This window comes from Aequorivita viscosa, from assembly GCF_900106795.1.
Lineage (GTDB): Bacteria > Bacteroidota > Bacteroidia > Flavobacteriales > Flavobacteriaceae > Aequorivita > Aequorivita viscosa.
The window spans coordinates 22330-37385 of sequence record NZ_FNNS01000017.1 but is presented as its reverse complement, the minus strand read 5'-3'; the positions used below and the strand labels follow the sequence as shown (position 1 = coordinate 37385).

Sequence of the window (15056 nt, the reverse complement as noted above, 5' to 3'; positions counted from 1 at the left end):
CGTATTAACTTTCAAAATTGTTATTACAACGGTTTACTGGCCAAATTAATAAAATTTTGGTTTTGGGATGCCTCATCTTTAATCAGTCTAATTTTCTAAGGTCTTTTAGTTCCTTTTTCCATTGGTGATTGATTTTTTCCTTGTCCGTGGCGGTATCTGGTTAACAGTTCACGTTTAAAATCGTCTTCAGCTTTTCTTAAACCGATTATTTTTTTTGGAGAAAGCACTTTTCGTAATGCTGCTATCTTCTCTTTTCGCATTTCTAATTTATTTGATTCCATAGAAAGATAGTCGTCGATTAGTTTATTGGCTTCTTCATCGGTCAGGTTTTCTATTCCAGAATGCAGTTTTTTATATACATCGTCATATTTCTTATGCCTTAAATCGTGGAACTTTTCATCAAACTTGTTATATACGGGCCAAAATTTTTCAGCTTCAGAAGGAGTAAGAGCCAATTGTTCTGTGATATAAGCCGTTTTAAGTGCTTTAATTTTTTCATACTTGTTTTCTTGCGAATACACCGCTGCCGATACAAGGAGGAATATAAATATAAGATTCTTCATAGTTATAATTGTGTTTTAAATTTCGGCTTGAATTTATTTCAAGATGGAAATTGGATATTATATTTTAAAAGTCCTATTGTAAAGGACTATTATTCTTCGATTAAAATTTCTTCTTCGGTGTTTTCTAAAAGGTAATCTTCTAAAGTGTTTTGTGAAAAGTATTGGTTATCAAAGTCTACAATCTCGATGTCATCCGCATCTAAATAACTCGTTAACTCGTACAAATCCAAATTTAAATTTCCTTCTTCAATATATTTATCAATTAGGCCAATTTGAATAGTATCTATATTCGAAACGTCTTGTTGTGAATTAAACAGCGTAACGGCAAGCAATAAGCAAGCGGCTATAGCCGCTGTATAAGCATAGTAACGCTTTGGAAAAAAGGAAATAACCTTACTTTTATCGTATACAGGATTTTCCTTCTTATTAACTTTTTGAAGAACTATTTCTTCTAAAGAATCAAAATATCCTGTTGGCACTTCAAATCCAGACGATTTTGGAAATCGCTCCTCTTCCAAACGAATAAATAACTCGGTTTCGAAATTTTCGAAATAATTTTCTGGTGTTTTAAATCCCGATATTTTAAGGTTTTCGTTCATATATACTGTTTGACTTCAAAATTATGAAAAGGTTTCATTCTCAGTTTTTACAAATTCCGTAATCTTCTTAACAGCAATATGGTAACTGCTTTTTAGTCCACCTACTGTTGTGTCTAAAATCTCTGAAAGCTCTTCAAAAGTGTGATTACCGAAATATTTCATTGTAAAAATAAGCTGTTGGCGTTCTGGTAGGGCTGCAATTGCTTTTTGAAATATTAACTGAATCTTGTCTCCTTCAAAATACACATCACTTTCTAGACTTCTTACGGCATTACTTTTCTCATTATCTAAAGAAATGTTGTTTTGTTTTGCTTTTTTGTTGAGAAATGTAATGGATTCATTGGCTGCAATTCTATACATCCAGGTGTGGAGTTTACTATCACCTTTAAAAGAATTGATGTTTCTAAAAACCTTGATAAAAGTGTTCTGAAGCACGTCGTCAGCGTCGTCATGGTCTAAAACCATGGTGCGTATTTGCCAATATAGACGTTCCTTGTACTGAGACACGAGTTCGCGAAAAGCGGCTTCTTTTTCCGCTTCTGTTTGTAATGCCGTTACCAGTTCTTTTTCTTCAACCACCTTGTGCGTAATTGGTTTTAAGACTAAAGATACACGGAATAGTTTAATTTGAAGTCGAATTTTCGCTGCTCATCGTTATTATCCGTTCAGCACTGCGCAAGCTAAAATTATATCGTAACGAGTCGCTAAGGTTATATTTATGCTAAAGATTGCATTTCAACCAAACTGTAATAGGTTCCTTTAAGGGCAAGGAGTTCTTGATGTTTACCTTGCTCAACAATTTTGCCTTTTGAAAGTACAACGATGTTGTCGGCATTTTGAATAGTTGAAAGTCTGTGGGCGATGACGATAGAAGTTCTATTTTTCATCATTTTTTCCAATGCATCCTGAACAAGTCTTTCACTTTCAGTATCGAGAGCAGAGGTTGCCTCATCCAAAATCATTATTGGTGGATTTTTCAAAACGGCACGAGCAATACTCAGTCGTTGCTTTTGACCGCCACTGAGTTTGTTACCACTGTCCCCGATATTGGTTTCGAACCCTTCGGGAAGATTTTTAATGAATTCATATGAATTACTGATTTCTGCAGCTTCTTGGAGTTCGGTGCCAGAAGCGTTAGGTTTTCCTAATTTTAAATTGTTAGCCACCGAATCGTTGAAGAGAATAGAGTCTTGTGAAACAATACCCATTAAGCCGCGAAGTGATTTTTTTGAAATATTCTTGATGTCAACTCCATCAATTTCAATGCTTCCTTTATTTACGTCGTAAAAACGGGTTAATAAATTAGCAATGGTACTTTTTCCACTTCCTGATTGCCCTAAAAGCGCGACGGTTTTTCCTTTCGGAATTTCTAATGAAAAATCTTGAAGCACGTATTGATTATCATATTTAAACGAAATGTTTTTTATCGAAATACTGTGGTCAAAGCTTACTTTTTCTATCGGGTTTTCAATATCAATAATAGTGTTTTCAGCTTCCAGAAGTTCTAAAATTCTGTGAGCCGATCCATCTGCTCGTTTTATAGAGTAACTAGCTTTGGCTATAGCTTTCGCGGGAGTTAGGATATTATAAGCGAGCATAATATAACCTAGGAAAAAACTAGCATCCAGCGTACGATCTACAAAAACCAAATAACCGCCGTAGATTAGCAATACTCCAATTGTTATAATACCAAGAAGCTCGCTTAAAGGTGAAGCGGCATTTTGCCTATTCATTACCTTGTTTGAATATTTATAAAACCGTTCATTGCTTGCTTCAAATTTCTTTTGAAAAAGATTTTCAGCATGAAAAGCTTTAATAATTCGCAAACCGCCCATAGTTTCTTCCAATATTGAAAGAAAGACACCTTGTTCTTGTTGCACTTTTAAAGACCCTTTTTTTAACGATTTTCCAACTTTTGAAATAAGAAAACCTGAAACAGGTAAAAATAGAAACACGAAAAGCGTGAGTTTCGGACTTATAAAAAGCATAACAATTAATGATGTAAGAATTGTTAATGGCTCTCGGATAATCATTTCCAAAACTGAAAGTACCGAATTTTTCACTTCTTCAACATCTACACTCAGGCGTGAAATAGTGTCACCTTTTCTTTTTTCAGAATAAAAAGCAAGTGGAAACTGTATTACTTTTTTATATAAATCGTTCCGAAGGTCTTTTAATACTCCATTTCTTAAATATGTGGAGTAGAACATGGCCATATAGTTGCTCAAGTTTTTAAGAAGGAAAATCGCAATAATTACACCTATCATAAACATAAGCACAACAAAGTCGCCATATTCATTAATATAATTTACCAAATGGTAACTCATAGCATCTTGCATATACGCTGTAAGTTTGGTTATTCCTTGATAAACAGGAGCTTTTCCAACTTCCCGTTGATCGCTAAATATTACTTGTAACACAGGAATTAACGCTAAAAATGAAAGCGTACTGAATACTGCGTACAGAATATTGAAAAAGATATTCAGAAAAGCATATTTCTTGTAAGGGTATGCGTAGCGAAGTATTTTTCTGAAATAATTCATTAATTAACGTTTAGTTGTGCCGCTATAGCATCAATTTTCTTTTGAAGTGTTTCAGTGAAGTTCTCTTTTTCGATAGTATTAACACTGATATAGAATTTTATTTTTGGCTCCGTTCCACTTGGTCGAGCGGCTATTTTACTTCCGTCTTCAGTAAAATAAATTAAAACATTCGATTTAGGTAAATTTAATGCGGAAGTTTTTCCCGTAATAAAGTCTGTGCATTCATCTTTTAAAATATCGTCCATCCGAACCACTTTGCTGCCAGCAATTTCTTTAAATGGGTTTTCCCGGAGCGATTTCATCATTTCGGATATTTCTTCGGCACCTTTTTTCCCTTTTTTGGTAATTGAAATTAAGTGCTCCCGATAGTTTCCAAATTGATTGTAAACTTCCTTTAAATAGTTATACATGCTACTGCCTTCAGCTTTTTTCTGAGCAGCTATTTCGCAAGCGAGTAGGGTAGCGGTAACAGCATCTTTGTCTCTCACAAAATCGCCTACCAAATAACCAAAGCTTTCTTCGCCACCACCAATAAACTCAAGCTCAGGGTGGTCTTTAATCATTTTAGCAATCCATTTAAAACCTGTAAGTCCTTCCAAATAATTCACATTATAATGTTCAGCTATTTTTTCGACCATGGGAGTTGATACAATTGTAGAAGCAACAAATTGTTTGCCGTTTAGCTTTCCTGCTTTTTTCCATTGTTCTAAAAGGAAATGTGTCATTAGCACCATGGTTTGGTTTCCGTTGAGAAGCTGCATTTCTCCTTTATCATTTCTAACAGCAATGCCCAAGCGGTCGCTATCTGGATCGGTTCCGATAACAATATCCGAATTTTCCTTATCGGCCAGTTCTAAAGCCATTTTCAACGCAGCAGGCTCTTCTGGGTTTGGAGATTTTACAGTTGGGAAATCGCCATCGGGCTCTGCCTGTTCCTTAACTATCGAAACGTTGGTATATCCAGCTTGTTCGAGAACTTTGGGAATCATAGTAATGGAAGTTCCGTGAAGGGAAGTGAAAGCTATTTTTAAATTTTCCCTTGCTTCCTTAGATGTTCCGAAAGTGCCATTTTTAATAGAAGCCGCCGCAAAAGCTTCATCGACTTCCGAATCAATAAATTCAATGAAATTTTCATTTGCTCCAAAGTTTACATCTTGATATTGCAATGAATTTATTTCGGCAACTACTTCCTTATCTTGAGGTGATACTAGCTGGCCTCCATCTTCCAAATAAACTTTGTAACCGTTATATTCAGGCGGGTTATGAGATGCGGTTAAGACGATTCCAGCTTGGCAATCTAAATACTTCACCGCAAAAGATAACTCTGGTGTAGGTCTTAATTCAGAAAAAAGGAAAACTTTTATACCATTTGCTGAGAAAACATCGGCTACGAATTTTGCAAACTCCTTACTGTTATGTCTACAGTCAAATGCTATTGCAACTTTAATGTTTTTACCGGGAAATCGTTTTCGCAAATAATTGGAAAGGCCTTGGGTATTTTTGCCCAAAGTATATTTATTGATTCTGTTATCTCCGTGACCCATTATTCCTCGCATACCACCAGTCCCGAATTCTAGGTTTTTGTAAAAACTATCTTCAAGTTTTTCAGGATCGCGAGCGATCATTTCCTTAATTTCGGTTTGGGTTTTTTCATCAAAAAACGGTGTGAGCCATTTGTTAACTCGAGCTAATATTTTTGGATCTACGTAAATCATTTCGCTTAATTTAATTTGCAAAAATAGGAATAAAATAAGTGCTTAAAGTTATAAGTGCGCTAAAGTCGTTAAAGTTTGGTTTACGATAGCTTTATGTGTTTTCGCCAGTAGTAGCTTCCTTAATAATGTAGTTTTGTGAATCTTTTTTGCTTCGAAGGATTAATTCGCCCAAAAATCCAGCTAAAAAAAGTTGTGTACCTAAAATCATAGCAGTAAGTGCTATAAAAAACTGTGGTCGCTCCGCTATCAATCTTCCATGCGGGTTTAAAAATAATTTGTCGACACCTAAATAAATTGCCAGAAAAAAACCAATAATGTGCATAGTGGCTCCCCACGCGCCAAATAGGTGCATAGGTCGTTTTCCAAAACGGGATAAAAACCAAATGGTAATTAAGTCGAGAAAACCGCGAATAAAGCGTTCTGCCCCAAATTTGGTACTTCCGTATTTTCTAGCTTGATGCTGTACTGGTATTTCCGAAATTTTAGTGAAGCCTGCGTTTTTAGCGAGAACAGGAATGTATCGGTGCATTTCGCCAGTTACTTCAATAGCTTTTACTACATCTTTTTTATAAGCTTTTAAGCCACAATTAAAGTCGTGTAACTTAACACCAGAAGTTTTTCTAGCTACGTAATTGAATAATTTAGAAGGAAGGTTTTTACTTAGCACAGAATCGTATCGCTTCTTTTTCCAACCCGATATAAGGTCGAAGCCTTCATCGGTAACCAATCTATACATTTCGGGGATTTCCTCTGGGCTGTCCTGTAAATCGGCATCCATTGTTATAACAACACTGCCTTGCGCAATGGAAAATCCTGCGTGTAAAGCTTGCGATTTTCCGTAATTCTTCTGAAAACGAATTCCTTTTACTTCAGAATGTTTTTTAGAAAGTGATTCAATGATATTCCACGAACCGTCATTACTACCGTCGTCTATAAAAATAAGCTCGTATGAAAAACCATTGGATTGCATGACGGATGCAATCCAATGGTATAATTCATTAAGTGATTCTTCTTCGTTTAGAAGTGGGATGACAATAGAAAGGTTCATTCAGTTTTTAAAATGGCTTTGGTGGATTTCTTTTCAATATTAAACCCGCAATAAGTGAAATAATGAATCCGAAAAATAATGAACTAATTAATGAAAATGCTGCCATTATTACTGGAGTCATTAGTTTAGAAGACATATTCATAGCCATATCAATTTGTTCTTGAGACATGTCCGGGTTTTGGTTTAACATTTGTTCTCGGGAAAAATCCATTGCTTTTTGAATATAATCAGGATCGATATAATTCATAAAGATATAATTAAATAACACAGCAATAACTCCAGCTATTAAACTAATAGCAACTCCAATTTTAAGAGCTTGCACAAGTGTTAGGTAACCTTGGTTCGCAGATCTAAAAGCGTTGAGACCCATGACAACAACACCAATAGAGATTACAAGTTGTAAAACAGTTAGCCACCAAGGGCGGTCTACGTGTACATCGAGTACATATGAAATTACTTGAGTAACGATTGAGAGTAGTGCTAATAAAATACCGTAATTAAGAGCAATTTTTTTAATTGAGGGTTCTTGGTTTTCCATTTTGATTAAGGTTTTTTTGGCCTGTTAACTATTAAACAGGTAGGTTTGGTTGTTAGTAAACAAAGATAGTAAAACGTTACATTTGCTAACTATTGTAAAATGATTTAAAAAAGTATAGATTTTTGTTGCTGAATTCTAATTATTGCTTAAATTTGCAAACTCAATTCCGAAAAGGTTCGGATGAGCGTATTTTTAAAAAATTAGAGTAATGAAAAAAGGTATCCACCCTGAGAATTATAGAATAGTTGCTTTTAAGGACATGAGTAATGATGATGTTTTCCTTACAAAATCAACTGCTGACACAAAAGAAACACTTGAGGTAGATGGTGTTGAGTATCCTTTGGTAAAAATGGAGATTTCACGTACTTCACATCCTTTCTATACAGGAAAAGCGAAACTTATCGATACTGCAGGACGTATTGACAAGTTTAAAAACAAATACGACAAGTTTAAAAAATCAGCTAAAGCTAAGACTGAAGAATAGGTTTCAATATATTTTCGATTATAAAATCGAAAGTATTAACCCTCTAAGTTAGATAATATTTAAGCCTTCGAGAAATCGAGGGCTTTTTTTGTTTTGATAATGCAATATCTAACGCAAGCCAATTGTATTTAGCTGTTTTTTCTGTAATATTGAATTTGAAACTGATAGGTGCGGTTTAATATTGAAATCGTAAATCTAAAATCGTAAATCCAAAATCATAATGAACTACATTCTCTTTGATGGCAACGTCCGAAACCAATTACTTCCATTTACTTTTACGCGTCCAGTAGCCGATATTCGAATTGGAATTTTAACTATTCGTGAAAAATGGGAACATCTTTTGGGATTTACCACCTCTACTGTAACTGAAGATTACCTTTCGGATAAATATCCGTTTGTTGAACTCGAAAAAAATATTCTTATAAACGCTTCTTTCTTACCTTCAGAAAATTTAGCCAATATTGTGAAAGGATTAGAAGAAAACCAAGCTGTGTTTTTTGAAGAAGAGCCAATTGCTTTTTTTGCTAGCGAAGGGCAGGAAGTAGATTTCGAAACTTTTGATGTTATTCAATATGCTTATAACGATGTATTGCGAATTGAACACACGTGGGATATTTTTTCAAAAAATGCAGAGGCTATAAAACGCGACTTTGAAATGTTAACGGAAGGACGAGAGTCTGAACCAATTCCTGAAGGCATTTGGGCTAAAAACCCAAAGAATATTTTTATTGAAGAAGGTGCTACTATTGAGTTTTGTACATTAAATGCTTCTGAAGGCCCAATTTATATAGGAAAAGATGCCGAAATAATGGAAGGTGCATTAGTACGCGGCCCTTTTGCGCTTTGTGAACACGCTACCTTAAAAATGGGAGCCAAGATATATTCTGGAACCACCATTGGACCGCATAGTAAAGTTGGGGGAGAGGTTAGTAATTCGATAATTTTTGGATATTCAAATAAAGGACACGACGGGTTTCTTGGGAATTCAGTTTTGGGTGAATGGTGTAATTTGGGCGCCGATACAAACAATTCAAATCTTAAAAATAATTATGCCGAAGTACGTTTGTGGGATTATGAAACTAAACGATTTGCAAAAACCGGACTTCAGTTTTGTGGCTTAATGATGGGTGACCATAGTAAGTGTGGAATAAATACAATGTTTAATACAGGTACTGTAGTCGGCGTTAGTGCGAATATTTTTGGAAGTGGATTTCCGCGAAACTTTATTCCGAGCTTTAGTTGGGGTGGTAGTGGAGGCTTTACAACCTATAAAACAGATAAGGCCTTTGAAGTAGCAAAAGTAGTTATGAGTCGTCGAAAAGTTGAGCTATCCGAAATGGATATTAAAATCTTGGAGCACGTTTTTGAGGAAACATCAGCGTGGAGAAAAGATTAGTCTTTGCAACATATGCGCAAGCGAAGCTTTAGCTGTATTGCGACTTCGCCCATTTCAACTTCATCTTCTTCAACGAGTCTTCTTTACATATTTCAAAATCAAAAAGTTCTGCGGATTAATGCCTAATCCGCTTACTTTTTTATTTACAAAACGTACCGCCATATCATAAAATAAAGGAACTACTGGCGCTTCTTCTACAATTATGGAGTCCATTTTTACATAGAGTACCTTTCTTTCGTCAATGTCTGAAATTAATAGCGATTTCTGATACAGACTGTCATATATTTCATTCTTAAAATGAAAATAATTTGGGCCGTTTGGCGCGAAATTCGGACTGTAAAATAGCGAAAGATAATTTTCTGCATCGGGATAATCGGCTATCCAACTACCTCTAAAAATATCTAATTCGCCACTGCTCTTCATTTGCCTTAGTGTTGAAGGTGGCATTACGTCAATCGTTACAGCTATTCCAATTTTTTCTAGTTCTCGTTGAATGTATTCGCACAAATCCAAATACTGACTATTTGTTCCAATCGTGATTTTTGGCTTTTGGTTTCCAGTTTCTTCAATGTAGTGTTGAATCAATTGTTTCGCCTTTTCTGGCCGATACGAATAGCCTTCAATTTCTTCATATCCAGGTAAACCTTTTGGAATAAAACCGTGAACTGCTGGAATTCCCATTCCGTTTCGTAAATAAGTCACCATTTTCTGCCTGTCGAAACCATAGTTTATAGCTTGTCGCAAGGCTTGACTTTGTATTTCTGATGAGTTTGTTTTTAAATAAAAACCAAGATATTCTGTATTTAAATATGGGCCTGTAACCATATAAGCGACATCGTGATATTTTGGCTGAAGCTCACCGCTTGTGGTTAAAAGCTCATCTTTATAACTATTATCTAATCCTGAAATGAAATCTAATTTCCCTTGTGCGAATTGTAGAAACTCACTTTGTTTATCGGGTAAGAAAGTTATGGCAACGGCTTCGAGATAAGGTAGACGAGTGCCGTTTTTATCTTTTTCAAAATATAACGGATTTTTTCTAAAGACCAATTTCACGTTTTCTTCCCACATTTTAAACTGAAAGGGACCTGTTCCTACAGGATTTCTTCGAAATTCATTGCCATAAAAATCAACAGCTTCTTTGGGGACAACGGAGCAATATCGCATAGAGAGCAAGCCTAAAAATGCAGGAAAAGGTTGTTTTAGTTGAATAACGAAAGTAGTATCGTCCTTGGCCTCGTAGCGTTCAACATAATTCATAACCCAACTGCCCGAAGATGCTACTTTTTCATCAGTCAATCTGTTGAAACTGTACACAAAATCTGAGGCTTTTACCGTCCGTGTTGAGTCTTTTCCAAACACTATGTTTTTATGAAAATAAACATCGTTTCTGAGATGGAAAGTGTAGGTAGAAGTTGAATCGTCAATAATCCATCGTTTTGCGATGTCGGGTTTAATATTTAAAGAGTCATCGAGTTGGATTAATCCATTATAAAGTTGATTATCAGGCCAGATAGCTTGTGGGTTTCGAGCAAAGGCAGGGTCTAATGTTGGTATATTACCGTGTTCATTATATCGAAAAACCAAGTGGTCGCGATCGCTTTCTGTTTTGTACTCGCACGAGAAAAGCGGGATAGCGAATATTGCGACTAAAAAAAATCTATACATGGGTGCTTTTGGCTTTCAGAAATTTGAAATTACGAAGATAAGATAATATCTAAAGTATTTAGGATGTAATTATTGTTTAGAAAATAAATAACCGTGTATTCGTGCTCAATAGTTTGTATTTTTGCACCCTCAATATCCAAAAGCACAACAATGGAATCACCCAAAAAAGTAGCCTTTTACACCTTAGGATGCAAGCTTAATTTTAGTGAAACTTCTACTATTGCACGAAGTTTTGAAAATGAAGGGTTCGATCGTGTAGAGTTTACCGATAAAGCCGATATTTATGTAATTAATACGTGCAGCGTTACTGAAAATGCCGATAAGCGTTTTAAGACTATTGTAAAACAGGCTCAGAAGGCAAATCCGAACGCATTTGTTGCAGCTGTGGGATGTTATGCACAATTGAAACCGCAAGACCTTGCAGATGTGGATGGTGTGGATTTGGTTTTAGGGGCAACCGAAAAATTCAAAATAACTGATTATCTCAATGATCTTACTAAAAACGATTTTGGAGAAGTCCATTCCTGCGAAATAGGGGAAGCCGATTTTTATGTAGGTTCTTATTCTATTGGCGACCGAACGCGTGCTTTTTTAAAAGTTCAGGACGGCTGCGATTATAAATGTACCTATTGTACTATACCTCTAGCGCGTGGAATTTCAAGGAGCGATACCTTGGAAAATGTATTGAAAAATGCTCTAGAAATCTCTCAACAAGGTATTAAGGAAATTGTCCTTACGGGTGTAAATATTGGTGATTATGGAAAAGGAGAATTTGGAAATAAAAAGCACGAACACACTTTTTTGGAATTAGTAAAAGCACTAGATGAAGTAAAAGGTATTGAAAGACTACGAATTTCGTCTATTGAACCTAATTTGTTAAAAGATGAAACCATAGAGTTTGTTTCAAATTCAAGAACGTTTGTTCCGCATTTTCACATTCCATTACAAAGCGGATCTAATCAGATTCTTAAATTGATGCGTCGTCGGTATATGAGTGAGCTTTATGTAGAGCGCGTTTCAAGAATCAAGAAGTTAATGCCTCATGCTTGTATTGGGGTTGATGTAATCGTTGGTTTTCCTGGTGAAACGGATGAACACTTCTTAGAAACGTATCATTTTTTGAATGAGTTGAACATTTCGTACCTCCACGTTTTTACGTACTCTGAAAGGGATAATACACCTGCCGCCGAAATGGACGGGATTGTGCCATTAAAAGTTCGTAATAAAAGAAGTAAGATGCTACGCGGACTTTCAGTTAAAAAGCGAAGAGCATTTTACGAGAGCCAAATAGGAACGGTGCGCACAGTTCTTTTTGAAGGAGAAAACAAACAAGGTTACATTCACGGGTTTACCGAAAACTATGTGAAGGTAAAAACCCCTTGGAATCCTGCATTGGTAAATACGTTACAAGAAGTTATCCTAACAGAAATTGATACAGATGGCCTAGTTAGGTTCAAAGTAAATGAAACTGTAACTGCTTAATGAATTCTATCCTGCAAGGTTTTCACAACCATGCTGGTTTTAACGATTAAAAGTCTAATTAAATATTTATTCCAACAGGAAGCAAGTCTTTGTACTTTCTTCGATTTTTTCGCATAAAACCGGCAATTTCTGGGCTTGTAGGGACTAAGTTTATTCCTCTTTCTTTAACTTCATCAAAAACCGCTTTAATGAAAATTTCCCGATAGCCTTTTTCTTCTAACTCTTCTGGCATTTCAAATTTTGTTAAAAATATTTTGCGTTCTTGAAGTGCGTATTCAATGCGAGCCATAGCATCGCCTATTTGAAGTTCAAACTGTCTTAAAAATTCGTTGTCGATAATTTCTACATCTTCAGTCATAGGGGAGTGTTTTTAAAGTTTAATCTGCAATTCTCGAATGGAGATAGGACAAATGAAAAGAGGCGTTTTGAAAGAAAAGAAATTATATCTGCCTCTTTTGAAAATACAATATTATATGTTTTGTTCGTTTTCAAAGCAAATCAACAATGATAGCGTTTATGGTGAGTTTTTTAATTCTATCTTTGCACTTGTAAAGTTACGAATAATCTTTGGGGATTCCCATTTTTCCAGTTAAAAGACTATATGAAATCCGAGAAAACGTATGTTTATTTTGTTCCGGGAATGGCTGCGGGCAGTGAAATTTTTACTAACATTCGTTTTCCTGAAAATCAATATCAAATTAAGGTTTTAGAATGGCTAATTCCAGAACAAAATGAGTCTTTAAAAAGCTATGCGCATCGTATGGCGCTAAGGATTACAAAGCCCAATGCGATATTGATAGGCGTTTCGTTTGGGGGTGTGGTCGCTCAAGAAATGTCACAGTTTTTAAATTTGAAAAAATTAATAATTATTTCAAGTGTTAAAACTAAACACGAATTGCCTCGAAGAATGAAAATAGCGGCTCGAACAAAAGCGTATAAATTGATTCCTACGAGTTTGGTGTTGAGTGTTGAAGATTTAACAAAATTTGCATTAGGTCCAAAATCAAAAAAGCGATTGGCTTTGTATCAGCAGTATCTACACGTTCGAAACGAGCATTATTTACGCTGGGCATTGGAGAAAATGATAACTTGGGGTAGGGAAGAGCAACTTTCAGATGTTATTCATATCCAAGGTGAAAAAGATGGTGTGTTTCCGATGAAATATATTTCCGATTGCGAAGTTATTCAGAATGGAACTCATATTATGATTTTGAATAGAGGAAGAGAAATTTCACAATTGCTTTTAAAAATTTTTAACCAATAAATGTTTGCTGATTTCAATAAAAAAAGCTTTATTCACTATTGTTATAAATTAAATCAACATAATGAAAACCATAGGTAAGATAGGATTGGGGATTGCGGTTTTGGCAGTTTGTACGGTAAGTATTAACGCAGTTCAAGATGCACAGACTGATGAAAAGCTCGAAAAGAAAATAATAAACGATTATAATGTTTACGCTTTGCCAATTCCAGATAAAATGGATTTTGCCGGAGAGCCTGTACCGCTTAACAATCCTGATATACGCGAACGATTGGATAGAGAGTTGCTTGTTAATGCCTATTGGCAATCAAACGGACTCTTGCTTTTTAAAAGAGCGAATAAGTATTTTCCACAAATAGAGCCACTGTTAAAAAAATATGGTCTGCCAGACGATTTTAAATATTTAGCTGTTGCAGAAAGTGCTTTGGATTATCAAAGTTCTCCAGTTGGGGCGAGTGGCATCTGGCACTTTATGAAAGGTACTGGTTTAGAGTATGGTCTGGAAATTAACGATTATGTCGATGAGCGATATAACCTTGAAAAAGCCACAATGGTTGCCGCTGAATATTTGAAGAAATCAAAAAACAGATTCGGAACTTGGACGATGGCTGCCGCATCGTATAACGCGGGAGTTGGCGGGATGTCTAAACAAATAAATAGACAAAAACAGGAAGATTATTACGATTTGTTACTGAACAGCGAAACCAGTCGCTATGTTTTTAGGATATTGGCAATCAAGGAGATTATGAGCAATCCGGAAAAATACGGTTTTAATTATAGAGAAAAGGATTTGTATCAAAATATCCCTACCTATAAGGTTATGGTAAACACTCCTATTGATGATTGGGCAGAATGGGTAAAACCGTATGGCATTAACTATAAAATTCTGAAAATTCACAATCCGTGGCTGCGCGACACTTATTTAAAAAACGCATCTGGAAAGGAATATTATATAGAAATTCCTGAAGAAGGCTATTATCAGTAGGCAATGCTAAGCTCTAATTAATCAGATTGTCCTAAAATTCCGGAACTTTCCAGGCTATTCAATAAAACCCTATCTTCATCTTTAAGGGTGGTTAAGGTAGAAACCCCATTGAGGAAGTATTTGTAAATTGATTCTTGAGGTGATATTTGACTATCTTGAGTATAAACCTGCGTTGCACCACGTCCAACGGCTTTAATACGCTTTTCTTTGTCTATTAAAAATGAAGTGGGCAGGCCTAGGCTGTGTTTCATTCTTTCAACAATGTGATTATTAGTGTTTTCCGTTTCGTCCACATAGACGATGTTTACTTTTCTTGAATATTTCCGCGAAGCTTTTTTAGCATTTGTTCTGTTATCCCAAAAAAGCACAACGAAGTCGACTTGTTTAGAATACTTTTTTGCAATTCTATTAAGTGAAGGTATTTCTCCTTCAGCAGGTACACACCAAGAAGAATAAGTAATCAAAAACGTTGGTTTCTTAAATTTGTATAATTCAATTTTCCTTCCTGATAGTTTTCGAACTTCAAAATTATCTAGATAACTACCTTTTATAACGTTATTAATAAGCGAATCATATAAAAACTCGGCTCTTTCAAAATCGCGATAGGCATAAGCCATTTGAGAATTGCGGGTATATTTTTTGACATTAAGCCTAATGGCTTCAGAAAATAAGTCGTTTTGCTCAATCTTAACTTGTGACTGGGCAGAAAATGTGACTAATAAAAAAAGAAGCAGTAGTTTTTTACCCATTAAGTGTTGTCTTTACAACAAATAT

15 protein-coding genes are annotated in these 15056 nt (G+C 35.4%); 5 read left to right on the top strand and 10 right to left on the bottom strand.

All coding sequences use genetic code 11. The annotated features are described in order from the left end of the window. Window positions 1-95: 95 nt before the first annotated feature. From BLW28_RS10560 to BLW28_RS10530, 7 genes are all read right to left on the bottom strand, one after another. Window positions 96-563 carry a hypothetical protein gene (locus tag BLW28_RS10560; protein WP_073219180.1) on the bottom strand — a complete coding sequence of 156 codons (468 nt, stop codon included), beginning with the start codon at window positions 561-563 and terminating at the stop codon, window positions 96-98. Window positions 564-652: 89 nt separating this feature from the next. Next, a complete protein-coding gene (locus BLW28_RS10555) occupies window positions 653-1162 on the bottom strand; it encodes a hypothetical protein (protein WP_073219177.1) in 510 nt (169 codons plus the stop codon). A gap of 21 nt (window positions 1163-1183) precedes the next feature. Further along, on the bottom strand, window positions 1184-1741 hold the full coding sequence (locus BLW28_RS10550) for an RNA polymerase sigma factor (protein WP_073219174.1): 558 nt from the start codon (window positions 1739-1741) through the stop codon (window positions 1184-1186). A 137-nt stretch (window positions 1742-1878) separates the two neighbouring features. After that, a complete protein-coding gene (locus BLW28_RS10545; RefSeq protein ID WP_073219171.1) occupies window positions 1879-3705 on the bottom strand; it encodes an ABC transporter ATP-binding protein in 1827 nt (608 codons plus the stop codon). Then, the gene (locus BLW28_RS10540; protein WP_073219168.1) at window positions 3705-5420 is read right to left on the bottom strand and encodes a phospho-sugar mutase; all 1716 of its coding nucleotides are present in this window, start codon (window positions 5418-5420) and stop codon (window positions 3705-3707) included. Before BLW28_RS10540 ends, BLW28_RS10545 begins: the two co-directional genes overlap by 1 nt. A gap of 91 nt (window positions 5421-5511) precedes the next feature. Next, window positions 5512-6468: a glycosyltransferase family 2 protein gene (locus BLW28_RS10535; protein WP_073219164.1), complete on the bottom strand. Its 957-nt coding sequence runs from the start codon at window positions 6466-6468 to the stop codon at window positions 5512-5514. A gap of 7 nt (window positions 6469-6475) precedes the next feature. Next, the gene (locus BLW28_RS10530) at window positions 6476-7006 is read right to left on the bottom strand and encodes a DUF4199 domain-containing protein (protein WP_073219161.1); all 531 of its coding nucleotides are present in this window, start codon (window positions 7004-7006) and stop codon (window positions 6476-6478) included. A 208-nt stretch (window positions 7007-7214) separates the two neighbouring features. Between BLW28_RS10530 and BLW28_RS10525 the strand changes: the two genes are divergently transcribed. Both BLW28_RS10525 and BLW28_RS10520 read left to right on the top strand, forming a co-directional pair. Then, a complete protein-coding gene (locus tag BLW28_RS10525) occupies window positions 7215-7490 on the top strand; it encodes a type B 50S ribosomal protein L31 (RefSeq protein ID WP_073219158.1) in 276 nt (91 codons plus the stop codon). Between the two features lie 220 nt (window positions 7491-7710). After that, a complete protein-coding gene (locus BLW28_RS10520) occupies window positions 7711-8886 on the top strand; it encodes a GlmU family protein (protein WP_073219155.1) in 1176 nt (391 codons plus the stop codon). Between the two features lie 69 nt (window positions 8887-8955). Here the strand turns inward: BLW28_RS10520 and BLW28_RS10515 are convergent, their stop codons facing one another. Further along, window positions 8956-10554 carry an ABC transporter substrate-binding protein gene (locus tag BLW28_RS10515; RefSeq protein WP_073219152.1) on the bottom strand — a complete coding sequence of 533 codons (1599 nt, stop codon included), beginning with the start codon at window positions 10552-10554 and terminating at the stop codon, window positions 8956-8958. Window positions 10555-10704: 150 nt separating this feature from the next. Here BLW28_RS10515 and mtaB point away from each other — a divergent pair, with 150 nt between their 5' ends. Continuing rightward, window positions 10705-12036 carry a tRNA (N(6)-L-threonylcarbamoyladenosine(37)-C(2))-methylthiotransferase MtaB gene (mtaB, locus tag BLW28_RS10510; protein WP_073219149.1) on the top strand — a complete coding sequence of 444 codons (1332 nt, stop codon included), beginning with the start codon at window positions 10705-10707 and terminating at the stop codon, window positions 12034-12036. Window positions 12037-12094: 58 nt separating this feature from the next. Here mtaB and BLW28_RS10505 read toward each other — a convergent pair whose 3' ends face one another. Beyond that, on the bottom strand, window positions 12095-12394 hold the full coding sequence (locus BLW28_RS10505) for an N-acetyltransferase (protein WP_073219146.1): 300 nt from the start codon (window positions 12392-12394) through the stop codon (window positions 12095-12097). Window positions 12395-12637: 243 nt separating this feature from the next. Here BLW28_RS10505 and BLW28_RS10495 point away from each other — a divergent pair, with 243 nt between their 5' ends. Both BLW28_RS10495 and BLW28_RS10490 read left to right on the top strand, forming a co-directional pair. After that, entirely contained in the window at window positions 12638-13300 is a 663-nt protein-coding gene (locus BLW28_RS10495) for an alpha/beta hydrolase family protein (RefSeq protein WP_073219140.1), read from the top strand. Window positions 13301-13361: 61 nt separating this feature from the next. Beyond that, entirely contained in the window at window positions 13362-14282 is a 921-nt protein-coding gene (locus tag BLW28_RS10490) for a lytic transglycosylase domain-containing protein (RefSeq protein WP_073219138.1), read from the top strand. A 17-nt stretch (window positions 14283-14299) separates the two neighbouring features. Here BLW28_RS10490 and BLW28_RS10485 read toward each other — a convergent pair whose 3' ends face one another. Continuing rightward, window positions 14300-15031, bottom strand: coding sequence for a TlpA family protein disulfide reductase (locus BLW28_RS10485; protein ID WP_073219135.1), 732 nt, complete (start codon window positions 15029-15031; stop codon window positions 14300-14302). Window positions 15032-15056: the final 25 nt, after the last annotated feature.

Coding starts and splice junctions, on each gene's coding strand:
- BLW28_RS10560 (WP_073219180.1), bottom strand. CDS start 563: ATGAAGAATCTTATATTTATATTCCTCCTTGTATCGGCAGCGGTGTAT.
- BLW28_RS10555 (WP_073219177.1), bottom strand. CDS start 1,162: ATGAACGAAAACCTTAAAATATCGGGATTTAAAACACCAGAAAATTAT.
- BLW28_RS10545 (WP_073219171.1), bottom strand. CDS start 3,705: ATGAATTATTTCAGAAAAATACTTCGCTACGCATACCCTTACAAGAAA.
- BLW28_RS10540 (WP_073219168.1), bottom strand. CDS start 5,420: ATGATTTACGTAGATCCAAAAATATTAGCTCGAGTTAACAAATGGCTC.
- BLW28_RS10535 (WP_073219164.1), bottom strand. CDS start 6,468: ATGAACCTTTCTATTGTCATCCCACTTCTAAACGAAGAAGAATCACTT.
- BLW28_RS10530 (WP_073219161.1), bottom strand. CDS start 7,006: ATGGAAAACCAAGAACCCTCAATTAAAAAAATTGCTCTTAATTACGGT.
- BLW28_RS10525 (WP_073219158.1), top strand. CDS start 7,215: ATGAAAAAAGGTATCCACCCTGAGAATTATAGAATAGTTGCTTTTAAG.
- BLW28_RS10520 (WP_073219155.1), top strand. CDS start 7,711: ATGAACTACATTCTCTTTGATGGCAACGTCCGAAACCAATTACTTCCA.
- BLW28_RS10515 (WP_073219152.1), bottom strand. CDS start 10,554: ATGTATAGATTTTTTTTAGTCGCAATATTCGCTATCCCGCTTTTCTCG.
- mtaB (WP_073219149.1), top strand. CDS start 10,705: ATGGAATCACCCAAAAAAGTAGCCTTTTACACCTTAGGATGCAAGCTT.
- BLW28_RS10505 (WP_073219146.1), bottom strand. CDS start 12,394: ATGACTGAAGATGTAGAAATTATCGACAACGAATTTTTAAGACAGTTT.
- BLW28_RS10495 (WP_073219140.1), top strand. CDS start 12,638: ATGAAATCCGAGAAAACGTATGTTTATTTTGTTCCGGGAATGGCTGCG.
- BLW28_RS10490 (WP_073219138.1), top strand. CDS start 13,362: ATGAAAACCATAGGTAAGATAGGATTGGGGATTGCGGTTTTGGCAGTT.
- BLW28_RS10485 (WP_073219135.1), bottom strand. CDS start 15,031: ATGGGTAAAAAACTACTGCTTCTTTTTTTATTAGTCACATTTTCTGCC.